Here is a 23,929-nt window from a genome sequence, read left to right on the forward strand (position 1 = left end):
GGGAATGCCTCCGAATGTCCTGTCTGGGCGTGACTGGTAGCACCGGCTGCCGGGCGGCGCAATTCGCTTGGGCGGGGCAGTGCGATGCAAAAAGGGCGGGGAAGACCCCGCCCGCCGGTTTTGTCCTGACAGCATTGGCTCAGCTGCCGGGCACCTCCTTGAAGGAGATCGACTCGCCGCAGCCGCAGGCCTCGGCCACGTTGGGGTTGTTGAACTTGAAACCGCTTTCCAAGAGCGACACCTCGTAGTCGATTTCGGTTCCGAACAGGAACATCTGCGCCATCGGCGCGATCAGGATGCGGGCGCCGTCCTGTTCCACCACCTCGTCGTTGGGGGCGGGCTCATCGACGTATTCCATGGTGTATTCCATGCCCGCACAGCCGCCTTTCTTGACGCCGATGCGCAGGCCGGCATGACCGTCCTTCTGCATCAGCTTGGCGATCTGCGCCGCTGCCTTGGGCGTCATTGTCACAGCTTGCTTGCCGGGAATTCCAAACATCCGGGTCTCCAAAAGTCGCGCGTTGCTTTGTATTTAGGAGCGCCGTGCCGCGGTCTCAAGGGCGCGCGGGCAGCGGACCGGCGCATCAGCGGCGCCGCCCCGGGGGCGGACGCGCCCCAAAGGCTTACATGAAGCCCAGTTCGAGGCGGGCCTCGTCGGACATCATCTCCATGCCCCAGGGCGGCTCCCAGGTGAGCTGCACGTCAACGCTCTTGACGCCGGGCACCGGCGACACCGCATCGACGATCCAGCCCGGCATCTCGCCCGCGACAGGGCAGCCCGGCGCGGTCAGGGTCATGATGATTTTCACATCGTTCTCGTCGTTGATGGCGATCGTGTAGATCAGCCCCAGTTCATAGATGTTCACCGGGATTTCCGGGTCATAGACGGTGCGGCAGGCCTCGGCCACGGCCTCGTACAGCGGGTGGCTGACGGAGGAGGGCGCGATCAGCGGTGCGCCTTCGAGCGGTTCTGAAGGGTTGGTCATGATGGTCCCGGTCTGATTATCCGACGGTTTATATAGGAAATATGCGGCCCGGCGTCCAGAGGCGCCGCGCGCCGCAGCGGCAATGAGGCCGCAGCAGGCTGCCTGCGCGGGATTGCTTTGGCGGGTCTGCGCGCTAAATCGTTACTTCCCCATAATGATTTTGAAAGCTGCTGGGATGCAGCGGCCAGATGCCGCACGCCGGCCGGAGCGCGGCGCCTGGCAGGAACGGGGGAGGGAGAGCCATGCCTGAGCCGAGTATGCCTGCACGGGCTGCCGCGATTGCCGGGGCGGCGCTTGCCGCGCTCTTGGGGACCGCCGCGGCGGCCCAGGACCTGCGCGGCTGGCGCTGGCAGCTGACGCCCTTTGTGCTGGCGCCTTCGGTAGAGAGCACAACAGAGCTGGGCCGGGCCGCCGGGGATGTCGCGTTTGAGGCAAGCGATGTGTTCGACCAGCTGCAGGCGGGCGGAATGCTGCAGTTCGAGGGTGTCCACAGCAGCCGGTTCGGGTTCCGGCTGCGGTATGCGCTGCTGGATGCCGATGCCATTGGCAGCAGCTCTGCCGGCGCGGTGCCTGTGACCTACGATCAGAATGTGGCGGAGGCGGTGGTCACCTACAGCTTCGGGCGCGGGCGGGACAGTTTCGAGCTGTTCGGGGGCGTGCGCCACTGGGATGTGGATGTGATTGCCGGTGTGCCCGGCGGCACCGTGCGGCAGGGGGCGGAGTGGACAGATCCGATTGCCGGGCTGCGCTGGCAGCGCCGGGTGTCGCCGGAGTTCAGTATCCTGCTGGAGGGCGACATCGGCGGCTTCGGTACCGGGTCGGATCAGAGCTGGTCGGCGATGGGCGGGCTGGTCTATGACCGCTGGGAGCGCGCCTCGATCTATGTGATGTACCGCGGGCTGGGGGTGGATTACCAGGAGGGCACCCGCGGCACCGGCAGTTTCTTCCGCCATGATGCGGTGACCCATGGCCTGTTGGCGGGCATCGGGTTCAAGTTCTGAGGGCGGGCGGCAGCATGGCGGCCCGCCCGCCGGATCAATCGTTGATATCGCGGTCGAAGGTTTTGACCTGGCCCTTGGGCAGGGCAAACAGCCGTTTCAGCAGCAGCCAGGCAGCCAGCGACAGGCCGGCAAAGATCAGCAGCAGCAGGGGCAGGCCCCAGCTGCCGCCGGAGACCAGCAGCAGCAGCGCCACCGCGGCACCGCCGATGGCGAAGCCGAGGAAGACGAAGCCGGGCACCAGGACTTCGAGGATGCCCAGCACCAGCGCCGCCGCCGCCCAGACCCACCAGAGCGTCCAGAAGCCATCTGCCATCACTTGCTTCCTTTCAGCAGCTTGAAGGCGTCGCCAAAGGCTTCCAGCGCGTGGGCGGGGACCAGAATGGTCTGCTTGCCTTCCCCTTTGCCGAGGGCGTTGAGCGCTTCCACCTGTTTCAGGGCGACCTGGTACTGGGCGGCCTCGATGCCGTTTTCGCGGATCGCCTTGGCGACCACTTCGGTGGCATAGGCCTCGGCTTCGGCCTGAATGCGGCGGGCCTTGGCGGTCTGCTCGGCGGCGTAAAGCTCTGCATCGGCGTTCAGCTCGACCGCGCGTTTCTGGCCCTCGGCCTTGGTCACCTCGGCGCGCCGCGCGCGTTCCGCATTCAGCTGCTGCAGCATGGCGTCGCGGGTGGCCTGGTCCAGGTTCACATCCAGGATCTCGGCGCGGGTCACTTCGATGCCCCAGTCGTCCACCGCGCTTTCGACGCTTTCCTGGATGCGGGAAATCAGCTGGGCGCGGTTGGACTGCACCTCGTCCAGATCCATCTTGCCGATCTCGGCGCGCACGATGCCCGCCACGGTGGTGGCGATGGCGCCGTCCACATCGCGGATCCGGTAGACGGTCTTTTCCGGCTCAAGGATGCGGTAGAACACGGAGGTGTCGATCTGCACCAGCACGTTGTCCTTGGTGATCGCGTCCTGGGTGGCGTTCGGGAGCTGGCGCTCCAGGATGGAGATCTTGTGGCGGGCCACGTCGAGGAGGGGCACGATGAAGTTGATGCCCGGCCCCAGCACCGAATGCAGGCGGCCGAAGCGCTCGACCACGTATTTCTCCGACTGGGGCACGATCTTGACCCCTTTGAGGGCGACGATAATCAGCAGGAGGGCGCCCAGCAGATAGAGAAGATTACCGGACAAGAGGTCGAGCAGGTCGTTTTCGGTCATGAATCTGCCTTCTGTTTCAAGCTTCTGCGCGTAGGATCGTGCGGGCGCGCGGGATAGGTCAAGGGGAACCGCGGATCAGGAGGCGGCGGCTTTGAGGCGCCGCATCGGAGCCGGGCGGACCCGGTCCTCGATCTCGTCATAGATCAGCGCGGCGATGTTCTTGGAGGAGACCTCTTCAATGCCCTCCAGCCCGGGGGAGGAGTTCACCTCCAGCACCTTGGGGCCGGTGGCGGAACGCAGCAGGTCGACGCCTGCCACATTGAGGCCGAAGGCGCGGGCGGCGCGCACGGCGGTGCTGCGCTCCTCCTTCGTGATGCGCACCGGGGTGGCGCTGCCGCCGAGGTGCAGGTTGGAGCGGAAATCGCCGTCGGCGCCGGAGCGTTTCATCGCTGCCACCACCCTGGCGCCGACCACGAAGCAGCGGATGTCCTCGCCCGCGGCCTCCTTGACGAACTGCTGCACCAGGAAGTTGGCTTGGAGGCCGCGGAAGGCGGTGATCACGCTTTCGGCGGCCTTCTTGGTTTCCGCCAGCACCACGCCTTTTCCCTGCGTGCTCGCCAAGAGCTTGACGATCAAGGGCGCGCCGCCGGCGATGCCGATGAGATTGGCGGTGTCCTTGGGCGAGGCGGCAAAGGCGGTGGCGGGCATGCCGATCTTGTTGCGGGCCAGCACCTGATGCGCGTGCAGCTTGTCGCGGCTGGCAGTGATGCCTTCGGAGCCGTTGACGCAGAAGGTGCCGAGCGCCTCGAACTGGCGCAGGAGCGCGGTGCCGTATTGGGTGACAGAGGCGCCGATGCGCGGGATCACCGCGTCATAGCGGGGCAGGCGCTTGCCGTCATAGTGGATTTCCGGCGCCAGCGCGTTGATCGCCATGTAGCAGCGGGTGGTGTTGATCACCTCGACCGTATGGCCGCGCTTTTCGCCCTCTTCGATCAGGCGGCTGGTGGAGTAATTGTCCTCGCGGCTGAGCACGGCGATGCGCAGGGCGCGTTTGGGGGCGGTCTTGCGGATGCTGGCGGAGGAATAGACCGAATAGTCGAGCTGCGGCTGGCAGAAGCGTTCGCCGGGCACCACCGTCATGTTTTCGGTCAGCGCCTGGCGGCCCAGCAGCATGTGTTTGGCCATGCCGCGCCGGTCGGTCAGTGTGAGCTCGACCGTCCAGGCCTGGCCCGCAACCTCCAGCTTGGTCTGGATCACGTAGCGCATTTCCTTTTCGCCGTTGGACGAGGTGACTTCGCGGCGGTCGGTGATCGGGGCGGAGCAGGGGATCTCCAGGTCGTACTGGCCGGGGATCGGGTGCACCATGAAGCGCACCTTGGGGGCGTTCTGCGGCCCGAAGGTTTCGATCTCAGTGGCGTGCAGCGAGGAGGTGCGGGCTCCGGTGTCGACCTTGGCGCGCAGCGCGGGCAGCCCCAGTTCCGGCAGGCTGACCCACTCCTCCCACCCGAGTTTCAGTTGCGGCGCCGGGTCTGCTGTGGACATGCGCGGGGCTCCTTGGCATTAGGGGGAATCGCCGCCTTTCAAATGCGGCAGAGAAGCGCAGGAATACGATATGGCTACCCTTTTCAACTTCGAAATGAAAGCAACGGACGGGAAAGCGCGCACCGGCGTGATCCAGACGCCGCGCGGCGAGATCCGCACGCCTGCCTTCATGCCGGTTGGCACGGCTGCGACCGTGAAGGCGATGATGCCGGAAAGCGTGCGCGCGACCGGGGCCGACATCCTGCTGGGCAATACCTATCACCTGATGCTGCGCCCGACGGCGGAGCGGATCGACCGGCTGGGCGGCCTGCACAAGTTCATGAACTGGGACCGCCCGATCCTGACCGACTCGGGCGGGTTCCAGGTGATGTCGCTGGCGGGCCTGCGCAAGCTGACCGAGAAGGGCGTGACGTTCAAATCCCATATCGACGGCTCCCGGCATGAGCTGACGCCGGAACGCTCGATGGAGATCCAGCGGCTGCTGGGGTCTGACATCGTGATGTGTTTCGACGAATGCCCGGCGCTGCCTGCGGACCGCGACCGGATTGCTGAAAGCATGCGCCTGTCGATGCGCTGGGCGGAGCGCTCGCGCGAGGCCTTCGGGGACCGTCCGGGGCACGCGCTGTTCGGCATCCAGCAGGGCGGGCTGGAGCGCGATTTCCGCGAGGAAAGCGCCGAGGCGCTGAAGGCCATCGGCTTTGACGGCTATGCCGTGGGCGGCCTTGCGGTGGGCGAGGGGCAGGAGGCGATGTTCGGCTGCCTGGACTTTGCGCCGGACATGCTGCCGGAGGACAAGCCGCGCTACCTGATGGGCGTGGGCAAGCCTGACGATATCGTCGGCGCGGTGGCGCGCGGCATCGATATGATGGACTGCGTGCTGCCGTCGCGTTCCGGCCGGACCGGGCAGGCGTTCACCCGCTATGGCGTGGTGAACATCAAGAACGCCCGCCACCAGGACGACCCGCGGCCTTTGGATGAGCAGTGCAGCTGCCCGGCCTGCTCGAACTACTCCCGCGCCTACCTGCACCATGTGTTCCGCAGCAACGAGATGATCTCGGGCATGCTGCTGACCTGGCACAACCTTCATTACTTCCAGGAGATTATGCAGGGTATGCGGGAGGCGATTGCGGCGGGCACGTTTGAAGCCTGGCAGAAGGACTTCCACGACACCCGCGCGCAGGGGGATATTGAGCGGTTGTGAACGGGCGCGGCTGAACAGTCACTGTGCGCGGGCGGACAGCTTCTCTGGCTGACGCCCGGTTGAAAGCGCGGGGCGGAGTGCTCAGGTCATTCCGGCAACGTTCCTGTTGCTGGACACTTTGACCGGAGGGACATCCCCGTGAGCCAAAAATTGTTTTCCGCCGCCACCGCTGGCGCAATCGAGTTGAGCAACCGCATTGTCATGGCGCCGCTGACCCGAAACCGGGCTGATGACGGCACCGGCGAGGTTCTGGACCGGCATGCGGAATACTATGCCCAGCGGGCAAGCGCGGGCCTGATCATCACCGAGGGCAGCCAGATCAGCCCCGAGGGCAAAGGGTATATCCAGACCCCCGGCATTCACACCGCGGCGCAGGCTGCGGCCTGGCGCAAGGTCACGGATGCAGTTCATGCCAAGGGCGGCAAGATCGTTATTCAGCTGTGGCATGTCGGGCGGATCACACATGACTCATTGCTGCCCGAGGGCACCAAAGCCGTGTCCTCCACCGATGTTGCGGCAGAGGCGCAGACGTTCACCCATGAAGGGTTCGTGCCGACGGCCAAGCCGCAGGCGCTGAGCGCGGAAGACATCCAGCGGGTGATTGCCGACTTTGTGCAGGCCGCGAAATACGCCAGGGACGCGGGGTTTGACGGTGTCGAGCTGCACGCGGCCAACGGCTATCTTCTGGAGCAGTTCCTGAAGGACGGGGTGAACACCCGCACCGATGCCTATGGCGGCTCCGCGGAAAACCGCGCGCGGATCGTCTTCGAGATCCTTGATGCGCTGCAAACCGTTTGGGAGGCCGGCCGCATTGGTCTGCGCCTGTCGCCGTTTTCCACTTTCAATGATGTGTCCGACAGCGATCCCGTGGGCCATTACACGCCGGTGATTCAGCGGCTGAACAGCTATGGTCTGGCCTATTTGCACATGGTCGAAGGCGAGACCGGCGGCGCCCGTGACGGGGACTTCGACGCCCTGCGCAAGCACTATACCGGTACATATATGGCCAACAACGGCTATGACCGCGAAACCGCGCTGGCGCGGACGGCCTCGGGCGAGGCTGACCTTGTGGCTTTCGGGCGCCCCTTCATCGCCAACCCGGATCTGGTGGAGCGGCTGGCAGCAGATGCGCCGCTGAACGAAGGCGATCCGGACACCTTCTATGGCGGCGGAGATGAAGGGTACACCGACTACCCGGTGATGCAGCAGGCGGCTGAGTAGCGCTGCCCTGATCAGGGGCCGGCGGCGGGGCAGCGAGCGCCCGGCCGCCGGTGCCAATTCAGCGGGTTTCGCTGCGCCCGTTCACCTGTTGTGAAGACCCTGTCTGCTACCCTCGCGCAAAAGCGGGGAGGATGGCGATGACCTGGTTGCGCGCGATTGCTCTGGCGGTTCTGCTGGGCTGCCCTCCGGCGGCTCAGGCTCAGGCTCAGACGGCGGAAAGCGCCCGGTCTCCAAGATCGCTGGCGGAGGCGTCGGGCTTTTTCAAGGCGCCGCCGATTGACGGCTGCGCCATCACGCTGGAGGAGCTGGTCAAGGGCAAGTCGGGCGCGCTGCGCGGGCGGTGGATCCTGCGCAAGGGGCCGGGAGAGATCGGGCTGGTTTCGGCCGGGCGGGTCGAAATGCAACCGGTGCCGCAGCGCAGCGGCGAAATTCTGACGCTGGATTTCAGGAACGGCCGGCTGATGGCAGGCTCGCCCGTGCTGGGCTTCATGCCGGTTGCGGTCGAGGACCGCGCGCCGCCGGCGCCGGGCAGCGGGCTGCGGGCCGAAAGCGCCGGCCGCGGCGACTTGCCGGACGATGCGGAGGTGTTCCTGGACGAGATCGCCCTGGGGCCGCTGGCCTGCGGGCCGGATCAGCTCTTGCGGCTGAACATCGCGGGCGCGCAGGACAGCGGGACGGGGCATGTGCTGCGCCAGGATTACCGGCTGTTTCTGGTCGACCAGTCACGGCTGAGCGGCACCTACAGCGAGACCGGCGCGGCGGGCCGGATAGAGCGCGGCCTGGTGACGCTGGAGCGGCGCTGAATGGCGGATCGCGCCGGTCTGCCCGGCGGTTTCCGCCGCATCCCAGGGCGTGTTAGCGCTTTGGTCACCCTCCGGTCATTTGCGCCTTGTGGTCCGGGCGCGCTGCGGGCAAGGTGGGGCCAACCAAGCGGCGGGCAGGTTGAAAATCATTCACCATCCCCCCAGATAAAGACATCCAATGAGGAGACGCGCCAAGCGCTGCCGGAACCGGGGCCGGGCCGTCTTGCCAAGTAAAGGACCGAGTATGCAAGAGCCACTCAATTCCTCCTATCCCGTGCTTCCGCTGCGCGATATCGTGGTGTTCCCCCACATGATCGTGCCGCTGTTCGTGGGCCGGGAAAAATCGGTGCGCGCCCTGGAAGAGGTGATGGCGGACGACAAGCAGATCCTGCTGTCGAGCCAGATCGACCCCTCCGAGGACGACCCGGAAACCGATAGCATCTACACCGTCGGCGTGCTGGCCAATGTGCTGCAGCTGCTGAAGCTGCCCGATGGCACCGTGAAGGTGCTGGTCGAGGGCCAGAGCCGTGTGAAGATCACCGAATTCCTGGAAAACGACGACTACTTCGAGGCAAAGGCCGAGGAGTTGGCGGAAATGCCCGGCGACGTCACCACCACCGAGGCGCTGGTGCGCACCGTGGGCGACGAGTTCGAGCGCTATGCCAAGGTGCGCAAGAACATCCCCGAGGAAGCCCTGTCAGCCGTGGGCGAAACCGCCGAGCCGGCCAAGCTGGCCGACCTGGTGGCGGGCCACCTGGGCATTGACGTCGACCGCAAGCAGGAGCTTTTGGAAACCCTCTCTATCAGCGAGCGGCTGGAGAAGGTTTACGGCCTGATGCAGGGCGAGCTGTCGGTTCTGCAGGTCGAAAAGAAGATCAAGACCCGCGTCAAATCCCAGATGGAGAAGACCCAGCGCGAGTACTATCTGAATGAGCAGATGAAGGCCATTCAGAAGGAGCTGGGCGACGGCGAGGAAGGCGCAGGCGAAATCGCCGAGCTGGAAGAGAAGATCGCCGCGACCAAGCTGTCGAAAGAGGCGCGCGAGAAGGCTGAGGCGGAGCTGAAGAAGCTCAAGAACATGTCGCCGATGTCGGCGGAAGCCACGGTTGTGCGCAACTACCTCGACTGGATGCTGTCGATTCCGTGGGGCACCAAGTCGCGCGTTAAGAAAGACCTGAACAGGGCGCAGGAGATCCTGGATGCGGATCACTATGGCCTGGAGAAGGTCAAGGAGCGGATCGTTGAATATCTGGCTGTGCAGCAGCGCTCGGCCAAGCTGAAGGGGCCGATCCTGTGCCTCGTCGGCCCTCCGGGCGTGGGTAAGACCTCGCTGGGCAAATCGGTGGCCAAGGCGACCGGGCGCGAGTTCATCCGCATTTCGCTGGGCGGCGTGCGCGACGAGTCCGAGATCCGCGGCCACCGCCGCACCTACATCGGCTCGATGCCCGGCAAGATCATCCAGGCGCTGAAGAAGGCGAAGACCACCAACCCGCTGATCCTGCTCGATGAAATCGACAAGATGGGCCAGGATTTCCGCGGCGACCCGGCCTCGGCGATGCTGGAGGTGCTGGATCCGGAACAGAACAACACCTTCATGGATCACTACCTGGAGGTGGAATACGACCTGTCGAACGTGATGTTCCTCACCACCTCGAACAGCTACAACATGCCCGGGCCGCTCCTGGACCGGATGGAGATCATTCCGCTGTCGGGCTACACCGAGGACGAAAAGCGCGAGATCGCCAAGCAGCACCTGATTTCCAAGCAGGTGAAGAACCATGGCCTGAAGGCCAAGGAGTTCGAGCTGACCGAGGACGCGGTGACCGCGATGATCCGCACCTACACCCGCGAGGCGGGGGTGCGGAACCTGGAGCGGGAGATCGCCAAGGTGGCGCGCAAGTCGCTGACCAAGATCGTCAAGAAAGAGGCGGAGACCGTGACTGTCACGCCGGACAATCTCGACGAGTTCCTGGGCGTGCCCAAGTACCGGTTCGGCCTGGCCGAGAAGGAAGACCAGGTTGGTGTCGTCACCGGTCTGGCCTATACCTCCGTCGGCGGCGAGCTGCTGTCGATCGAGGCGTTGCGTCTGCCGGGCAAGGGCCGGATGAAGACCACCGGCAAGCTGGGCGATGTGATGAAGGAATCGATCGAGGCGGCGTCGTCTTATGTGCGCTCCGTCTCGCCGAAACTGGGCATCAAGCCGACCAAGTTCGACCATTGGGACATCCACGTGCACGTGCCGGAAGGCGCAACGCCCAAGGACGGCCCGTCAGCGGGTCTGGCGATGGTGACCTCCATCGTGTCGGTGCTGACCCAGATCCCGGTCCGCAAGGACATCGCGATGACCGGCGAGGTGACCCTGCGCGGCAATGCGCTGGCGATCGGCGGCCTCAAGGAGAAGCTGCTGGCGGCACTGCGCGGCGGCATCAAGACGGTGCTGATCCCGCAGGAGAACGAAAAGGACCTGCCGGACATTCCGGACAACGTGAAGGAAGGTCTGGAGATCATTCCGGTGTCGCATGTCTCCGAAGTTCTGAAGCACGCGCTGGTGTCGCAGCCTGAGCCCATCGAATGGGATGAAGCGGCTGAGGAGGCTGCGGCGGCCAAAAAAGCGGCGCTGAAAGGCACGGAAGAGGGGGCAGGGGCAACCGCCCACTGATCCAGTCCGGATATTACTGACGAAAAGAAGGGGCGGTCCCGCGGGGCCGCCCTTTTTCAGGTGTTCTCTTCCGTTCTGGCCCTTCTGAGCGGGGCTGTTATGTCACTGGGGCACCGAGGGCGCGCCCTCCGGCAGCACTCCCGCCCGTCGCCGGCTGCGCCGGGGCGCAGCCGCTCCCGTTGGACGTGGCGCCGCACCCCAGGTGCGGCGCGCGGCCTGCCCTGGATAGGGCAGGCCGCCGGGCCCAAAGGCAGGATGGGGTCCGGCCCGCAGGCCGGAGTCCGTTCAGCCGCGGGAGTGCCCCGCGGCTGCCGCATCGCTGTGACGGATCAGGCGGCCTTGCTGGCCTTCTCCATCTTGGCCTGCACGGTGGCGATGGCCATCTCCGCCGGGCTGACGTCCGCCGCCTTGGCCTGGGTCAGGATCGCGGCCATGGTCTCGTCCAGCGCCCGCAGCTTCTCGGCGACAAAGCCCTCGCGGTCCTTGATCTTCTGGATCTCGGTGGCGACGTTGATGATGCCGCCGCCGTTGGCCACGAAATCGGGCGCGTAGAGAATGCCGCGGGCGTGCAGCGCCGCGCCGTCCTCAGCCGTTGCCAGCTGGTTGTTGGCGCCGCCTGCGACGATATCCGCCTTCAGTTGGGGGATGGTCTGGGCGTTCAGGATGCCGCCGATGGCGCAGGGGGCAAAGACGTCCGCCTCGGCGCTGTAGATCTCTGCCAGCGGCACTGCCTTGGCCCCGAATTCGGCAATTGCCTTTTCGACGCGGCTCTCGTCGATGTCCGTGACAACCAGCTTGGCGCCGGCCTCATGCAGGAACTGGCAGAGGTACCAGCCCACGTGGCCCAGGCCCTGCACCGACACGGTGACGCCGGACAGGTCGCGGCTGCCGTGCTTGTGGGCGCGGGTGGTGCGGATGGCGTTGAAGATGCCGCGCGCGGTGATCGGCGAGGGGTCGCCGCTGGCGAACTCACCGTCCGCGAGGCCAGCCACAAACCGGGTTTCCTCCGCCAGAATGGCCATATCCGCCGGGCTCATGCCCATGTCCTCGGCGGTGATGTAGCGGCCGTCCAGGCTCTCGATGGCGCGGGCAAAGGCGCGCAGCAGCTCAGGCGTCTTGTGCTTGGCGGGATCGCCGATGATCACCGCCTTGCCGCCGCCCAGGGTCAGCCCCGCGGCGGCGTTCTTGTAGGTCATGCCTTCGCTGAGGCGTTTGACATCGGTCAGCGCTTCGTCTTCGCTGGCGTAGGGCCGCATGCGCAGGCCGCCGGCGGCCGGCCCCAGGCGGGTGGAGTGCACGGCGATAAAGCCCAGGAGGCCAACGGACGGCTCCTCGACGCGGTAAATCTCTTCATGGCTGCTGGATGCGACGGCAGTCACTGTCATTTGGTTTGATCCTCCTAAACCTTCCCCGAATAATATCCGGGCGGCTGCGCCGGTTTTCACCAAAAAGCGGTGCCGGAATCGGCAGTTTTGGTGATAATCTCCAACCAGGGCGCCACGTTTAGGGAAAACCGCCATGGATTCGATTGACCGTAAGATTGTCGCCGCGCTTCAGCGCAACGGGCGGCTGAAGATTTCGGAACTGTCCGGCATGGTCGGGCTGTCGCCCACGCCCTGCGCCCGCCGGGTCGCCAGCCTGGAGGAGAGCGGCGTGATCTGCGGCTATTCCGCCCGGGTCGATCAGGCCAAGCTGGGGTTGCCGGTCACCATCTTTGTGGCTGTGGAGCTGGACAGGCAATCCACCGAAGCGCTCAGCGCCTTTGAAAACGCGGTGCGCCGGTTCGATCAGGTGATGGAATGCTATTTGATGACCGGCACACGGGATATCCTGTTACGGGTGGTGGCCGAGGATCTGCCGGATTTCGACCGCTTCCTGGAAGACAAGCTGATGCGGGTGCCGGGCATCCGCAACACGCGCTCCAGCTTTACCCTGCGCACGATGATTCAACGCGACGCGCTGCCCGCCTGCTGACCAGGTCACGGCGCTGTCTGTATGCAGCTGCAACCGCGCGTGAAGAAAATGCGCGGGAAGGGAAAAAATCTTCTGCCGGCCCTCTTGCGGAGCCCGCATCCGGTCGTTAAAAGCCTGCCTCACGGGTGATTAGCTCAGTGGTAGAGCGCTTCGTTCACATCGAAGATGTCAGGAGTTCAAATCTCTTATCACCCACCATTTTTCCGGAAAGGCGCTCCCTGCGAAGGTTGAGCGCCTTTTTCCGTTTCCGGGGTTTCTCTGGCGGCGGCTTGCGGGTACCAATTTGCCCGAGAAACCGGGCAGGGGGCGCGCGATGCAATTTCCGAAAATCTGGCTGCTGCGGCACGGGCAGACCGAATGGAACGCCGAGCGGCGCATTCAGGGCCAGCTGGAATCGCCGCTGACGCCGCTGGGGATTGAGCACGCCCGCCGGCAGGCTGCGCTGATGGCGCCGGTGATGGAACTGGCCCCGGCCTGTTATGCCTCGCCCTTGGGCCGGGCGCAGCAGACGGCGGATATTGCCCTGGGCGGCGCGCCGTTTGTGACCGATCCCCGCCTGGCGGAAGCCTTTGCCGGAGAATTCCAGGGCATGACGCTGGCAGAGGTCGCAGCGCAATACCCGCAGATTCACGGGGAGAACCCGCACAATCTGGACCTGTTCTGCGAAGCGCCCGGCGGCGAGGGCTATGACAGCTTTCATGGCCGCATCCTGGACTTCATGCAGTCGCTGACCGGCCCGTCGGTGGTGGTGGCGCATGGGTTGCTGGGTCAGGTGATGCGCGGCATCGTTTGCGGGCTGAGCCGGGACCGGATGGCGGCGCTGCCGAACGGGCAGGGCTGTGTCTATGTGCTGGAAAACGGGGCGGAGACGGTTCTGGAGTGACCGGGCCGGGCTGGCCGAAAAATCTGCTTTTTGCTCTTGAACTGCCGGGCGGCTTTGTCTAAATCCCCGCTCATCGGGTCGTTAGCTCAGTTGGTAGAGCGCTTCGTTTACACCGAAGATGTCGGGAGTTCGAGCCTCTCACGACCCACCATTCTCCCTTGCAACTCAAGACCGAAGATCGCCCGCGAGGCGGTGCTGGCAAGGTGTTTTTCCTTCCGTTTCAGGGAGTTACTTGGCGCGGGTCATTTTTTTTCCGGAAAGTTCCGAAAAAGGCAAAACACGGCTTGACGGCTTAGGGGGGTGGGAATATTACAGCCCAACATTCAGCAGCGATGCTGGATTTGCAGCGGGCGGTTGTAGCTCAGTTGGTTAGAGTACCGGCCTGTCACGCCGGGGGTCGCGGGTTCGAGCCCCGTCAACCGCGCCACTGCTGCACCCCATCCTGGGGTCAAACAGGATCCGCCCCGGAGGGGATCAGGGCCGGTAACGGTCCGCCGCAAGGCGAAAATGCGGTTGTAGCTCAGTTGGTTAGAGTACCGGCCTGTCACGCCGGGGGTCGCGGGTTCGAGCCCCGTCAACCGCGCCACTTTCGCCCGCCACCCTGACGTTTCAGGGTCCGCCCCGGAGGGGACCATTGCCGAAAGGCCCATGCGCGGTTGTAGCTCAGTTGGTTAGAGTACCGGCCTGTCACGCCGGGGGTCGCGGGTTCGAGCCCCGTCAACCGCGCCACTTTCCCCCTTTCCATTCATATCGTTCCCCAGAAATGCCGGATGTCATTCGTGCATCCTGCCCCCTGTTTCCGGGGTGTCCTGGCTGAAGGTGTTGAGCCACTTCCCGCCTTCCTTCTCCCAGAGTGACGATATCAGCATTACCTTCCATTCCGCCGAGCCTGATGACCGGTAGGACGCGCGGTAGGAGAGAAGCGCAGCAGCATTGCCGATGCAGCGCAGGCGGGCGCTGCTCAGCCTGTATTCGGCCACCACCGGCCCGTCCCGGAGCTGGTCGCAGTGATCGTCTTTGCCTGCAAAGCCGCTGGGGTAGACGCCCAGAAAGCTGTCAGCGAGGACTTGCGCGTCTAACTGCCGGTCGCCGAGAACCATGGCCTCCCAGACACGGGTCTCCAGAGTGAGGATTTCGTTCAGCAGCGGGCCGTCAGTCGGAATCATTTGTGTCATGACGCCAGCCTGACCGCGCGAGGCAGGTCAGGCAAGCGGCCGGTTTGCAGCAGCGGCTTTCAGAGCGCAGGCGGCGCCGGCTCCGCGCCGGTGTCGTGGCGCCAGCCGGTCAGCTCGGCATTCACCCACTTCTTAATGTGGTCCAGATCGGGTTTGGGGTTGGTCTCCAGGTAGCGCAGCAGGACGCGGGTGCCGTGCTGATAGCCGGCGCGGTAGCTTTCCTCCGGGTCGGTCTGATTGCCTTCGAATCCCGGCGGCCGTTTGAACCTGCTTTGGACCATCTGCTGTCTCCGTCTGTAAGGTCTTGCGTGCTACCGGGCAGGCTAGGCCAAGAGCGATAAGCAAGTCTTAATCCGCGTGCGTAAAACGAACGAAAATTGCGGCTGAGAGGCGCTGCTTTGCGGGGCGGTTACAGGGACGGCAGGGGGCTGAGGAACTCCAGCAGAGCGGCGCCGGTTTCGCGGGGGCTGCTGTCAATGAAGAAATGCCCGCCGGGGATGCCTTGCGCGGTCATGTCCTGCAGGTGCGGCGCCCAGGTTGCGGCAACGTCAAAGGCCTTGGCCATGGCACCGTCAGCGCCGTAAAGGACCAGCGCCGGGCAGTGCGCCTTGCGGTCCAGGTCGCGGGCGTCGTGGTGGAAATCAACGTCGATGGCGGCGCGGTAATCGTTGCACATGGCATGGACGCAGGCCGGATCCGCCCAGGCGCGGCGGTAGGCCGCCAGCGCCGGGGCCGGGAAATCAGACAGGGAGGCGCCGCCCCAGCCCAGCAGGCAGCTTTCGAAATAGGCTTGCGGATCGGCGCCGATCATCCGCTCCGGCAGCGGCGCGGGCTGGGCCAGGAAAAACCAGTGGTAATAGGCGCGGGCCACCTGCTGCGTCAGCTGGTCCAGCAGCAGGTGAGTCGGGATGATGTCCATCACCGTGAGGCTGGCCACCGCCTCCGGCGCGTCGAGCGCCAGCCGGTGCGCAGTGCGTCCGCCGCGGTCGTGGCCCGCCAGGTGAAAGCGGGGGAACCCGAGGGCGCGCATCAGTTCCAGCTGGTCGGCGGCCATGTTGCGGAAGCTCATGGCCTCCACACCTTCGGGTTTGGAGCTGGCGCCGTAGCCGCGCAGATCCGCCGTCACCACGGTGAAACGGCGGGCGAGGGCGGGGGCGGTGTCTTCCCACATCTCCTTGGTCTGCGGGAAGCCGTGCAGCAGCAGCAGCGGCGGGCCGTCGCCGCGCAGGGTATAGGCGATCTGCTGGCCGTTCACCTGCAGGGTGCCGGATTGAGGCGATGCTGGCATGGTCTTCTCCCTTCGCGGCGGCGGGTCTGCGGGATTGGACCCTGCCGGCGGCGCAGGATCAAGCCTGCCGCTGCGTTTCCGGATCGGGGAGGGGCTCCCGCGCCTTGGCGCCGCATCAAAGATGCAGCCCCATAAGCCTTGGGTCCGGCGCCGTGCTGGCGCACGGCGCGCGCCGCGCCAGCGGCGCCATGCCCAACGGGAAGAGGGCCTTGCCAAAGGCCCGATGACGGGCGGGAGGGTTAGCTTGCGCGGCTTCAGCCCGGAACCTGCGGCACGGGCGGAGCGCTGAGAAACGCCCGCCCGCGGTTTGTCACTTCGCGGTCAGGGCGTCCAGGACGCGGGCCCAGGAGCGGATGCCCTTGTGGAAGCTTTTCAGGTCGTATTTCTCGTTGGGCGAATGGATGGCGTCGTCATCATTGGCAAAGCCGATCAGCATCGCGTCCATGTCGAGGATCGACTTGAAGTAGCCGGCAATCGGGATCGAGCCGCCCATGCCGCAGAACACCGCCTCGCGCTGCCACTCGTCCGACAGCGCGCCGCGGGCGGCTTCGAATTCGGGGCGGGAGATGTTCATCACCGAGGCGGGCGAGCCTTCCAGGTCGTTGTCCCAGCGCACTGCGGCATCCACCGGCAGGCGGTCCTCGACGTGTTTGCGGATCTTGCTGCGCAGCGCGTCCGGGTCCATGTCGCCGACCAGGCGGCAGGTGATCTTGCAGTGCGCTTCCGACGGGATCACGGTCTTGGAACCGGCGCCGTTGTAGCCGCCCCAGAGGCCGTTCACTTCCAGCGTCGGGCGGGCCCATTGCTGTTCCAGGGTGGAATAGGAGGTCTCGCCATGCGGGCGGGTGTAGCCGACGGAGTTCAGGTACTCGGCCTCGTCAAAGCCGCAGTTCTGCCACTGGCGCAGCTGGTCTTCCGGCACCTCATGCACGCCTTCATAGAAGCCTTCCACCGCGACGCGCCCGGTGTCGTTGTCATAGAAGGAAGCGACGACTTCGGACAGCACCCGCAGCGGGTTCAGGCCGGGGCCGCCGTAGTGGCCGGAGTGCAGGTCGATGCGCGGGCCAATAATGGTGAATTCATCCTTCAGCATGCCGCGCAGCTGCGAGGAGATCGACGGCACCCCGCGCGACACCATGGACGTGTCGCAGATCAGCGCGATGTCGGCCTTCAGCTCTTCGGCGTTGGCCTCCATGAAGGGGATCAGCGAGGGGGAGCCGGATTCCTCCTCGCCTTCGAAGAAGAATGTGATGCGGCAGGGCAGGGAGCCGTTCACGTCCTTCCAGGCGCGGCAGGCCTCGACAAAGGTCATCAGCTGGCCCTTGTCGTCCGACGCCCCGCGGCCGCGGATCACGGTGCCGTTCGGGGTGTCCTCCAGCTGCGGCTCAAACGGCGGGGTTTTCCAAAGTTCCAGCGGGTCGACCGGCTGCACATCGTAATGGCCGTAAAACAGAATATGCGGGACATCGGTATTCTCCTCGCCCACATGGCCCACCACCATCGGATGGCCCGGCGTTGCGCGTTTCTCCGCCTTGATCCCGATGGAGTTCAAATCCGCGACCAGCCAATCGGCGGCCTGATCGCACTCCGCCTTATAAGCCGGATCGGTGGAAATCGACTGGATGCGCAACAGCTCCATCAGCCGCCCGGTGGCGGCGTCCAGCTCTGCGTCGATCCGGTCCAGAACGTCATTCAGTGCCATCTCATGCTCTCCTGTTTGCCGGGGAAGGCCCGGGATTTGGGCCGATTTGCCGCGGACCCTAGCAGTGCCCTTGGCAAGGGGCCAGAGGGGGCAGCACGGGATTTCTGCTGTCTTGCCGGGCCGCCCCTGCCGGGATGCGCACGGAACACGACGTAAACGGCCGCAGGTTGGCCGCAGCTGTCCTTGCCCGTCCATTGTTTAAGTTCTATTTGACCTGCATCAATGTTGCGCACCCTTGCCTGCGGGTATGCAGTTGATCGAAAGGGACGCCTGCGGTAACCATTCCTGAACGTGAATGTGGTTTAACTGCCGGACGGCCGAGCCCTTTACACAGCCCGCGTGCTTCGAGGGAGCACAATTAGCTATGGAGATGCCGGTGGACTATACCGCGAAACTGGATGCTGCAATTGCCAGCCTGCACCAAGAGGGACGCTACCGGACCTTCATCGACATCGAGCGCAGGAAGGGCCATTTCCCGCATGCGGTTTGGAACCGGCCCGATGGCAGCAAGCAGGACATCACCGTCTGGTGCGGCAACGACTACCTCGGCATGGGCCAGAACCCGGTGGTGCTGGACGCGATGCATGATGCCATCAATGCAACCGGCGCAGGCTCCGGCGGCACCCGCAACATCTCCGGCACCACGGTCTATCACAAGCAGCTGGAGGCCGAGCTGGCCGATCTGCACGGCAAGGAAGCGGCGCTGCTGTTCACCTCGGCGTATATCGCCAATGACGCCACGCTGAGCACCCTGCCCAAGCTGTTCCCGGGGCTGATCATCTATTCCGACGCGCTGAACCATGCCTCCATGATCGAAGGCGTGCGCCGCAACGGCGGTGCCAAGCGCATCTTCCGCCACAACGATGTCGGCCACCTGCGCGAGCTGCTGGAAGCCGACGACCCCAGCGCGCCCAAGCTGATTGCCTTTGAGTCGGTATATTCGATGGATGGCGATTTCGGCCCGATTGCGGACATCTGCGACCTGGCCGATGAATTCGGCGCGCTCACCTATATCGACGAGGTGCACGCGGTCGGCATGTACGGCCCCCGCGGCGGCGGCGTGACCGAGCGCGACCAGCTCGCCCACCGGATCGACATCATCAACGGCACCCTCGCCAAGGCCTACGGTGTGATGGGCGGCTATATCGCCGCGTCCGCCAAGATGTGCGACGCCATCCGCTCCTATGCGCCGGGTTTCATCTTTACCACCTCGCTGGCGCCTGCGGTGGCGGCAGGGGCGGCGGCCTCGGTCGCCTACCTGAAGGGGGCGCAGGACCTGCGCGACAAGCATCAGGACCAGGCCAAGGTGCTGAAACTGAGGCTTAAGGGGCTGGGTCTGCCGATCATCGACCACGGCAGCCACATCGTGCCGGTGATTGTCGGCAACCCGGTCCACACCAAGGTACTCTCCGACCACTTGCTGGAAGACTACGGCATCTACGTGCAGCCGATCAATTTCCCGACCGTGCCGCGCGGCACCGAGCGTCTGCGCTTCACACCGTCGCCCGTGCACGGGCCCAAGGAAATTGACGCGCTGGTCAAGGCGATGGACTCATTATGGTCTCATTGTGCGCTGAATCGTGCCGAACTTGCCGGGTAACATACTGATCAGTGTAAATTAACACTGAGTGTGTTACGCTGCCGTCAACCAATGAGTGGATCTGAGTCGCGACTGTGATTCCTTCACCACTCTGAAACGAGGCGGCAGGCATTTATGGGACGGCAGGCATGATCGGGCGCTTCACCCAGCGCAAGCAGGAAGAGCATGGCGGGACAGCAGAGCCCAAGGGTTTTGATGATTTCGAACTGAAGCTTGGCGACGTGATGCGCGGCGAGCGGGCGACAATGGGCAAATCGCTGCTCGACGTCCAGCGCGAGTTGCGGATCAAGGCCTCCTACATCGCTGCCATCGAAAACTCCGACCCTTCCGCCTTTGACACGCCCGGCTTCATCGCAGGCTACGTGCGCTCCTACGCGCGCTATCTCAACATGGATGCGGAGCAGGCGTTCCAGGATTTCTGCCAGGAAAGCGGGTTTTCCGTTGCCCACGGCATGTCTGCCGAGGCGTCCAGCCGCAGCAAGACCGGCGCGGGGCCGGCCGTCAAGTCCACCGGGCTGGGCGGCGATGCGTTTGCCTCGCCCAACACACCGTTCATTCCCGCGCCCAGCAGTTTCCTGAGCCAGATCGAACCGCGCGCGGTCGGCTCGCTGATGGTGCTGACGGCGCTGATCGGCGGCATCACCTATGGCGGCTGGGCCGTCCTGAAAGAGGTGCAGCAGGTGCAATTTGCGCCGGTGGATCAGACCCCGGCGGTGATGGCGGATCTCGACCCGCTCAGCAGCGCGGTGCTGGAAACCGCCGAAGGCAGCCAGGACCCGGCGGCCGAGGCGCTGGACCGGCTTTACCGCCCGCAGGCGCTGGATGTGCCGGTGCTGATCGCCCGCGATGCGCCGATTTCGACCCTGGATCCCTCCACCATCGGTAACTTCGCCGCGCCCGAGCTGCCCAGCGTCGCTCTCGCCGACGCCAGCATGAGCTACGGGGAAGACGCGCTGTCGCAGCCGGTGCCGCAGGTGGTTGCCGAGGTTGAACCGGGCGTTGAGATGGTGGCGGTGCGCCCGTCCTGGGTGCAGGTCACCGCGGCCGACGGCAGCGTGATTCTGGAAACCATCATGGATGCGGGCCAGCGGTTCGAGGTGCCGATGACCGAGGATGCGCCGCGTCTGCGCACTGGTGAAAGCAGCGCCATCTATTTTGCGGTGAACGGCGAGCATTTCGGCCCGGTCGGAAAGCGCGGCCAGGTGTCCAAGAACATCGAACTGTCGATGGAGGCGATCACCGGCCGGTTTGAGCTGGCCGACCTGCAGGATGGCCGCAACGAGGCGCTGGCCACCCTGGTGGCACAGCTGCAGACTGCGCCGCCCGCCGAATAATCCCCTTCCGTTTCCTCTTTGAACCGGGCGCCTGCCATTGCAGGGCGGCGCTGCTGCGCGTATCTAGGCGCTAACAGGATCCAGCCGGGACACGAACCTCATGTCGATGAACCACATCCGCCCCTGGCGCCATATCGAGCGCCGCAAAAGCCGCCAGATCCATGTCGGCAATGTGCCCATCGGCGGCGATGCCCCGATTGCGGTGCAGACCATGACCAACACGCTGACCACAGATGTGGCGGCGACCGTGGCGCAGGTGCAGGCCGCGGCAGAGGCGGGCGCCGACCTGGTGCGGGTCTCGGTGCCGGATGAGGCGTCCTCCAGGGCGCTGAAGGAGATCGTGCGCGAAAGCCCGGTGCCGATCGTCGCCGACATCCACTTCCACTACAAGCGCGGCATCGAGGCCGCCGAGGCCGGCGCCGCCTGCCTGCGCATCAACCCCGGCAACATCGGCGACGAGAAACGCGTGGCCGAGGTGATCAAGGCCGCCCGCGACCACAATTGCGCGATCCGGATCGGGGTCAATGCGGGCAGCCTGGAAAAGCACCTTCTGGAAAAATACGGCGAGCCCTGCCCGGAGGCGATGGTGGAGTCGGGCCTCGACCACATCCGCATCCTTCAGGATCACGACTTCCACGAGTTCAAGATCTCGGTGAAGGCCTCCGACGTGTTCATGTCCGCGGCTGCCTACCAGCAGCTGGCCGACGCCACCGACGCGCCGATCCACCTCGGCATCACCGAGGCGGGCGGCTTTGTCTCCGGCACCATCAAATCGGCAATTGGCCTGGGCCAGCTGCTGTGGATGGGCATCGGCGACACCCTGCGCGTCAGCCTCTCCGCCGATCCGGTGGAGGAAGTGAAGGTGGGCTTTGAGATCCTCAAGTCGCTCGGCCTGCGCCACCGCGGCGTCAACATCATCTCCTGCCCCAGCTGCGCGCGGCAGGGGTTCGATGTGATCAAGACGGTGGAAGCGCTGGAAGAACGGCTGGCCCATATCCACACCCCGATGAGCCTCAGCATCATCGGCTGCGTGGTGAACGGCCCGGGCGAGGCGCTGATGACGGACGTGGGCTTCACCGGCGGCGGCGCGGGTTCCGGCATGGTCTATCTGGCGGGCAAGGCCAGCCACAAGATGTCCAACGCGCAGATGGTCGACCACATTGTCGAAGAGGTCGAGAAAAAGGCCGCCCAGATCGAGGCGGCCCAGGAGGCGGCGGAGTAAAGCTCCAACCGCTTCATCTTTCCAAAAACACTCCGGGGTCCGGGGCAGCGCCCCGGTTCCGCCGGTTTGGCACGAACCTCAGCTCTGCTTTTCGCGGATCTCCGCCACCATGATTTCCATCTGGTCGGCGGGCAGGTAGCCGCGCAGCAGTTCGGTGCCCAGCACAAATGTCGGGGTGCCTGAGATCGCCATCTTCTGCGCCAGCTCGCGGGTTTGCCGCAGTTCGGCGGTCACTTCCTCGCTGTCCATTCTGGCAAAGATCGGGTCTGCATCCAGCGACAGCCCTTCGGCCAGGCGGCGCAGGGCAACTTCATTCGGCTCGCCGCCGAACGCGATCAGCGCGTCATGCACCTGCTTGTAGGCGTCGTCCCCGGCCACCTGCTTGGTTGCGACCGCAAAGCGCGAGGACAGCACCGAGGCTTCGCCGAGGATCGGGAATTCCTTGATCACCAGGCGGATATTGCCGTCGCTTTCCAGCAGCTTTTCCACTTCCGGCGCGGCGCGGCGGCAGTAGCCGCAGCGGTAGTCCATGAACTCGACCAGAGTGATATCGCCATCGGGGTTGCCGCCCACCCAGGAATAGCCGTCGTTTTGCAGTTCCTCCAGGTTGTCGGCAACCAGAACGTCATCGCGGGCGGCCTCTGCCTGCTGCTGGCGCTCCTCCAGAAGGTCGACCGCCTCCAGGATCAGCTCGGGGTTGGCCAGGATGTATTCACGCACTTGCTCGCCAAAGGCCTCGCGCTCGGCATCCGACATGGCGCTGATGTCAAAGGCTTGCGCCGGGGCGCCCAGCAGGGCAAGGGCGGCAGCGGCCGCTGTGGCGGTGCGGGTGAAAGGGGTCATTTTCTTCTCTTTCTCTTCTGAGCTTGTTCATAGGCTGACAGCACATCTTGCGCCCGCCGGGCGGCGGGGGATCCTGCGGGCAGCTGGGCCACGGCCCGTTTGGCGTGAATGCCGGCGTCATCCAGACGCCCTTGCAAGGCATAGCGTTCTGCGGTGACCAGAGCGGCCATCCCGGTCTGTCCGGTCTGGGCATAGGCCAGCGACATGTCGCGCAGCAGCACCGGGTTGCGGAAGTCGATGGCGCGGGCGCGCTCCATGGATTTGAGCGCCGCCTGGGGCTGGCCGGCGGCCAGCTGCGCGCGCCCGTAGCCGGTCAGGATCAGCGCGTCCCCGGGGGCCAGGCTGACGGCCTTGCCATAGGCGGCGAGCGCAGCGTTCCACTGGCGGTTTTCGATCAGGATCTGGCCCTTCAGCTCATGATAGAAGGGATCGGAGGGGCGCACGGCCAGAGCGCCGTTCACCGCTGCCAGAGCTTTCTTCAGGCTGTTCTGCCGGTGAAAGGCCGCGGCCTCGCGCATCAAGCGGACGTCCTTGTACTGCTCCTCGCGCACCCGGCGCAGGGTCCATTTCGGGGCGCGGGTAAAGGCCGACAGCTTGCCGCGGATGCGGGCAAACCAATATTGCGCCTCCGCGCTGGTCTGGCCCTTGTCGCCATGCGCCGCCAGATAAGCCTGAGCCGCGCGGATGCGGTCGCGGCTGAGCGGGTGGGAGCGGGTGTAGGGGTCCTGGCTGCCGGCGCTCAGCACCTCCTGGCCGGCAAAGGCGCGGTGCAGGTCGACCAGGCCCTGCGGGCTGATGCCTGCGCGGTTGAGGTAATCGGCGGCGGAGCGGTCGGCAGAGCTTTCCTCGGCCCGGGTGTGGGCCAGGAAACTGCGCAGCGCGGAATTCTGGGTGCCGATGGCGATGCCGGCGGCTGCTTCGCCGCTGCCTGCCGCGGCGGCCAGCACCGACAGCGCCAGGCCCAGCCCCGCAGCGCTGTTGGCGGAGCGCAGGTTCTGCATCCGCCGCGCCAAGTGGCCATTGGTGATATGGGCGGCCTCATGGGCGATCACCGCCTGCAGCATCTCCGGGCTCGTAACCTTAAGGATCAGCCCGTAATGCACGAAAATCGTTCGCGAATCCAATACGAACGCGTTGAAGGAGGAATCGTTGACCAGCAGGATCCGCATCCGTGTGGCGTTCAGCCCGGCGGCGCGCAGAACAGGAGCGGCGAGCCGGTTCAGCCCGTGTTCGATATCCGGGTCCCGCAGCAGCGAAATCGACGCCGCCTGCGCGGCCGCTGCAAATTGAAGCAGCGCGCAAACCACAAGAGCCGGGATTGACGCCAGCCGGAAGAAACGGTCAAAACTCAT

22 protein-coding genes and 5 tRNA genes are annotated in these 23,929 nt (G+C 65.2%); 15 read left to right on the top strand and 12 right to left on the bottom strand.

From position 1 onward, the window contains the following. Positions 1–139: 139 nt before the first annotated feature. Both DAEP_RS0103250 and DAEP_RS0103255 read right to left on the bottom strand, forming a co-directional pair. Complete coding sequence (locus DAEP_RS0103250; protein WP_008555779.1) at positions 140–499, bottom strand: HesB/IscA family protein; 360 nt, start codon at positions 497–499, stop codon at positions 140–142. 124 nt (positions 500–623) lie between these two features. Next, entirely contained in the window at positions 624–986 is a 363-nt protein-coding gene (locus DAEP_RS0103255; protein WP_008556169.1) for an SUF system Fe-S cluster assembly protein, read from the bottom strand. Between the two features lie 242 nt (positions 987–1,228). On the opposite strand from DAEP_RS0103255, the gene DAEP_RS0103260 reads away from it, so the two are divergent. After that, complete coding sequence (locus DAEP_RS0103260) at positions 1,229–1,987, top strand: hypothetical protein (protein WP_027243664.1); 759 nt, start codon at positions 1,229–1,231, stop codon at positions 1,985–1,987. A gap of 34 nt (positions 1,988–2,021) precedes the next feature. Here DAEP_RS0103260 and DAEP_RS0103265 read toward each other — a convergent pair whose 3' ends face one another. From DAEP_RS0103265 to rimK, 3 genes are all read right to left on the bottom strand, one after another. Continuing rightward, on the bottom strand, positions 2,022–2,300 hold the full coding sequence (locus DAEP_RS0103265; RefSeq protein ID WP_027243665.1) for an NfeD family protein: 279 nt from the start codon (positions 2,298–2,300) through the stop codon (positions 2,022–2,024). Beyond that, positions 2,300–3,190, bottom strand: coding sequence for an SPFH domain-containing protein (locus DAEP_RS0103270; protein ID WP_008554841.1), 891 nt, complete (start codon positions 3,188–3,190; stop codon positions 2,300–2,302). The genes DAEP_RS0103265 and DAEP_RS0103270 overlap by 1 nt, the downstream gene beginning before the upstream one ends. A gap of 75 nt (positions 3,191–3,265) precedes the next feature. Further along, on the bottom strand, positions 3,266–4,672 hold the full coding sequence (gene rimK / locus DAEP_RS0103275; RefSeq protein WP_027243666.1) for a 30S ribosomal protein S6--L-glutamate ligase: 1,407 nt from the start codon (positions 4,670–4,672) through the stop codon (positions 3,266–3,268). A gap of 70 nt (positions 4,673–4,742) precedes the next feature. Here rimK and tgt point away from each other — a divergent pair, with 70 nt between their 5' ends. The 4 genes from tgt (at position 4,743) to lon (ending at position 10,556) form a co-directional block, all read left to right on the top strand. Continuing rightward, a complete protein-coding gene (tgt, locus tag DAEP_RS0103280; RefSeq protein WP_027243667.1) occupies positions 4,743–5,873 on the top strand; it encodes a tRNA guanosine(34) transglycosylase Tgt in 1,131 nt (376 codons plus the stop codon). 138 nt (positions 5,874–6,011) lie between these two features. After that, a complete protein-coding gene (locus tag DAEP_RS0103285) occupies positions 6,012–7,094 on the top strand; it encodes an alkene reductase (RefSeq protein WP_027243668.1) in 1,083 nt (360 codons plus the stop codon). Positions 7,095–7,231: 137 nt separating this feature from the next. Next, the gene (locus DAEP_RS0103290) at positions 7,232–7,897 is read left to right on the top strand and encodes a hypothetical protein (RefSeq protein ID WP_245595050.1); all 666 of its coding nucleotides are present in this window, start codon (positions 7,232–7,234) and stop codon (positions 7,895–7,897) included. Positions 7,898–8,141: 244 nt separating this feature from the next. Beyond that, the gene (gene lon, locus DAEP_RS0103295; protein ID WP_008556416.1) at positions 8,142–10,556 is read left to right on the top strand and encodes an endopeptidase La; all 2,415 of its coding nucleotides are present in this window, start codon (positions 8,142–8,144) and stop codon (positions 10,554–10,556) included. Between the two features lie 329 nt (positions 10,557–10,885). On the opposite strand, the gene DAEP_RS0103300 is transcribed toward lon, so the two are convergent. Next, positions 10,886–11,941, bottom strand: coding sequence for a Glu/Leu/Phe/Val family dehydrogenase (locus DAEP_RS0103300; RefSeq protein ID WP_027243670.1), 1,056 nt, complete (start codon positions 11,939–11,941; stop codon positions 10,886–10,888). 133 nt (positions 11,942–12,074) lie between these two features. Here DAEP_RS0103300 and DAEP_RS0103305 point away from each other — a divergent pair, with 133 nt between their 5' ends. From DAEP_RS0103305 to DAEP_RS0103335, 7 genes are all read left to right on the top strand, one after another. Beyond that, positions 12,075–12,530, top strand: a complete 456-nt coding sequence (locus DAEP_RS0103305; RefSeq protein WP_008557654.1) for an Lrp/AsnC family transcriptional regulator — start codon at positions 12,075–12,077, stop codon at positions 12,528–12,530. 123 nt (positions 12,531–12,653) lie between these two features. Beyond that, a tRNA-Val gene (locus tag DAEP_RS0103310) sits at positions 12,654–12,728 on the top strand. 115 nt (positions 12,729–12,843) lie between these two features. Then, positions 12,844–13,413, top strand: a complete 570-nt coding sequence (locus tag DAEP_RS0103315; protein ID WP_027243671.1) for a histidine phosphatase family protein — start codon at positions 12,844–12,846, stop codon at positions 13,411–13,413. A gap of 75 nt (positions 13,414–13,488) precedes the next feature. Beyond that, positions 13,489–13,564: transfer RNA gene (locus DAEP_RS0103320), tRNA-Val, on the top strand. Between the two features lie 199 nt (positions 13,565–13,763). Further along, positions 13,764–13,840 (top strand) — tRNA-Asp (locus DAEP_RS0103325). Between the two features lie 82 nt (positions 13,841–13,922). Then, positions 13,923–13,999: transfer RNA gene (locus tag DAEP_RS0103330), tRNA-Asp, on the top strand. Positions 14,000–14,065: 66 nt separating this feature from the next. Then, positions 14,066–14,142, top strand: a tRNA-Asp gene (locus DAEP_RS0103335). A 44-nt stretch (positions 14,143–14,186) separates the two neighbouring features. Here the strand turns inward: DAEP_RS0103335 and DAEP_RS0103340 are convergent. From DAEP_RS0103340 to DAEP_RS0103355, 4 genes are all read right to left on the bottom strand, one after another. Then, on the bottom strand, positions 14,187–14,588 hold the full coding sequence (locus DAEP_RS0103340) for a nuclear transport factor 2 family protein (RefSeq protein WP_036760434.1): 402 nt from the start codon (positions 14,586–14,588) through the stop codon (positions 14,187–14,189). Between the two features lie 59 nt (positions 14,589–14,647). Continuing rightward, complete coding sequence (locus DAEP_RS0103345; RefSeq protein WP_008553264.1) at positions 14,648–14,869, bottom strand: hypothetical protein; 222 nt, start codon at positions 14,867–14,869, stop codon at positions 14,648–14,650. 128 nt (positions 14,870–14,997) lie between these two features. After that, positions 14,998–15,876 (bottom strand): alpha/beta fold hydrolase, encoded by an 879-nt coding sequence (locus tag DAEP_RS0103350; protein WP_027243673.1) that lies wholly within the window; start codon positions 15,874–15,876, stop codon positions 14,998–15,000. 310 nt (positions 15,877–16,186) lie between these two features. Continuing rightward, positions 16,187–17,578, bottom strand: a complete 1,392-nt coding sequence (locus DAEP_RS0103355) for a M20/M25/M40 family metallo-hydrolase (RefSeq protein ID WP_027243674.1) — start codon at positions 17,576–17,578, stop codon at positions 16,187–16,189. Positions 17,579–17,942: 364 nt separating this feature from the next. Here DAEP_RS0103355 and hemA point away from each other — a divergent pair, with 364 nt between their 5' ends. The 3 genes from hemA (at position 17,943) to ispG (ending at position 21,734) form a co-directional block, all read left to right on the top strand. Further along, positions 17,943–19,178 carry a 5-aminolevulinate synthase gene (hemA, locus tag DAEP_RS0103360; protein ID WP_008554853.1) on the top strand — a complete coding sequence of 412 codons (1,236 nt, stop codon included), beginning with the start codon at positions 17,943–17,945 and terminating at the stop codon, positions 19,176–19,178. A 128-nt stretch (positions 19,179–19,306) separates the two neighbouring features. After that, entirely contained in the window at positions 19,307–20,512 is a 1,206-nt protein-coding gene (locus tag DAEP_RS0103365) for a helix-turn-helix domain-containing protein (protein WP_027243676.1), read from the top strand. Between the two features lie 100 nt (positions 20,513–20,612). Further along, positions 20,613–21,734: a flavodoxin-dependent (E)-4-hydroxy-3-methylbut-2-enyl-diphosphate synthase gene (gene ispG, locus DAEP_RS0103370; RefSeq protein WP_027243677.1), complete on the top strand. Its 1,122-nt coding sequence runs from the start codon at positions 20,613–20,615 to the stop codon at positions 21,732–21,734. A gap of 78 nt (positions 21,735–21,812) precedes the next feature. On the opposite strand, the gene DAEP_RS0103375 is transcribed toward ispG, so the two are convergent. Together DAEP_RS0103375 and DAEP_RS0103380 are read right to left on the bottom strand one after the other, a co-directional pair. Then, positions 21,813–22,577 carry a DsbA family protein gene (locus DAEP_RS0103375; protein WP_008553591.1) on the bottom strand — a complete coding sequence of 255 codons (765 nt, stop codon included), beginning with the start codon at positions 22,575–22,577 and terminating at the stop codon, positions 21,813–21,815. Further along, a complete protein-coding gene (locus tag DAEP_RS0103380; protein ID WP_208855439.1) occupies positions 22,574–23,929 on the bottom strand; it encodes a M48 family metalloprotease in 1,356 nt (451 codons plus the stop codon). Before DAEP_RS0103380 ends, DAEP_RS0103375 begins: the two co-directional genes overlap by 4 nt.

Source organism: Leisingera daeponensis DSM 23529 (assembly GCF_000473145.1).
Classification (GTDB): Bacteria; Pseudomonadota; Alphaproteobacteria; order Rhodobacterales; family Rhodobacteraceae; genus Leisingera; species Leisingera daeponensis.

What these genes read in the sequence shown, in the direction of transcription:
- DAEP_RS0103250 (WP_008555779.1), bottom strand. Translation starts at nt 499, where the DNA reads ATGTTTGGAATTCCCGGCAAGCAAGCTGTGACAATGACGCCCAAGGCA.
- DAEP_RS0103255 (WP_008556169.1), bottom strand. Translation starts at nt 986, where the DNA reads ATGACCAACCCTTCAGAACCGCTCGAAGGCGCACCGCTGATCGCGCCC.
- DAEP_RS0103260 (WP_027243664.1), top strand. Translation starts at nt 1,229, where the DNA reads ATGCCTGAGCCGAGTATGCCTGCACGGGCTGCCGCGATTGCCGGGGCG.
- DAEP_RS0103265 (WP_027243665.1), bottom strand. Translation starts at nt 2,300, where the DNA reads ATGGCAGATGGCTTCTGGACGCTCTGGTGGGTCTGGGCGGCGGCGGCG.
- DAEP_RS0103270 (WP_008554841.1), bottom strand. Translation starts at nt 3,190, where the DNA reads ATGACCGAAAACGACCTGCTCGACCTCTTGTCCGGTAATCTTCTCTAT.
- rimK (WP_027243666.1), bottom strand. Translation starts at nt 4,672, where the DNA reads ATGTCCACAGCAGACCCGGCGCCGCAACTGAAACTCGGGTGGGAGGAG.
- tgt (WP_027243667.1), top strand. Translation starts at nt 4,743, where the DNA reads ATGGCTACCCTTTTCAACTTCGAAATGAAAGCAACGGACGGGAAAGCG.
- DAEP_RS0103290 (WP_245595050.1), top strand. Translation starts at nt 7,232, where the DNA reads ATGACCTGGTTGCGCGCGATTGCTCTGGCGGTTCTGCTGGGCTGCCCT.
- lon (WP_008556416.1), top strand. Translation starts at nt 8,142, where the DNA reads ATGCAAGAGCCACTCAATTCCTCCTATCCCGTGCTTCCGCTGCGCGAT.
- DAEP_RS0103300 (WP_027243670.1), bottom strand. Translation starts at nt 11,941, where the DNA reads ATGACAGTGACTGCCGTCGCATCCAGCAGCCATGAAGAGATTTACCGC.
- DAEP_RS0103305 (WP_008557654.1), top strand. Translation starts at nt 12,075, where the DNA reads ATGGATTCGATTGACCGTAAGATTGTCGCCGCGCTTCAGCGCAACGGG.
- DAEP_RS0103315 (WP_027243671.1), top strand. Translation starts at nt 12,844, where the DNA reads ATGCAATTTCCGAAAATCTGGCTGCTGCGGCACGGGCAGACCGAATGG.
- DAEP_RS0103340 (WP_036760434.1), bottom strand. Translation starts at nt 14,588, where the DNA reads ATGACACAAATGATTCCGACTGACGGCCCGCTGCTGAACGAAATCCTC.
- DAEP_RS0103345 (WP_008553264.1), bottom strand. Translation starts at nt 14,869, where the DNA reads ATGGTCCAAAGCAGGTTCAAACGGCCGCCGGGATTCGAAGGCAATCAG.
- DAEP_RS0103350 (WP_027243673.1), bottom strand. Translation starts at nt 15,876, where the DNA reads ATGCCAGCATCGCCTCAATCCGGCACCCTGCAGGTGAACGGCCAGCAG.
- DAEP_RS0103355 (WP_027243674.1), bottom strand. Translation starts at nt 17,578, where the DNA reads ATGGCACTGAATGACGTTCTGGACCGGATCGACGCAGAGCTGGACGCC.
- hemA (WP_008554853.1), top strand. Translation starts at nt 17,943, where the DNA reads ATGGAGATGCCGGTGGACTATACCGCGAAACTGGATGCTGCAATTGCC.
- DAEP_RS0103365 (WP_027243676.1), top strand. Translation starts at nt 19,307, where the DNA reads ATGATCGGGCGCTTCACCCAGCGCAAGCAGGAAGAGCATGGCGGGACA.
- ispG (WP_027243677.1), top strand. Translation starts at nt 20,613, where the DNA reads ATGTCGATGAACCACATCCGCCCCTGGCGCCATATCGAGCGCCGCAAA.
- DAEP_RS0103375 (WP_008553591.1), bottom strand. Translation starts at nt 22,577, where the DNA reads ATGACCCCTTTCACCCGCACCGCCACAGCGGCCGCTGCCGCCCTTGCC.
- DAEP_RS0103380 (WP_208855439.1), bottom strand. Translation starts at nt 23,929, where the DNA reads ATGAGTTTTGACCGTTTCTTCCGGCTGGCGTCAATCCCGGCTCTTGTG.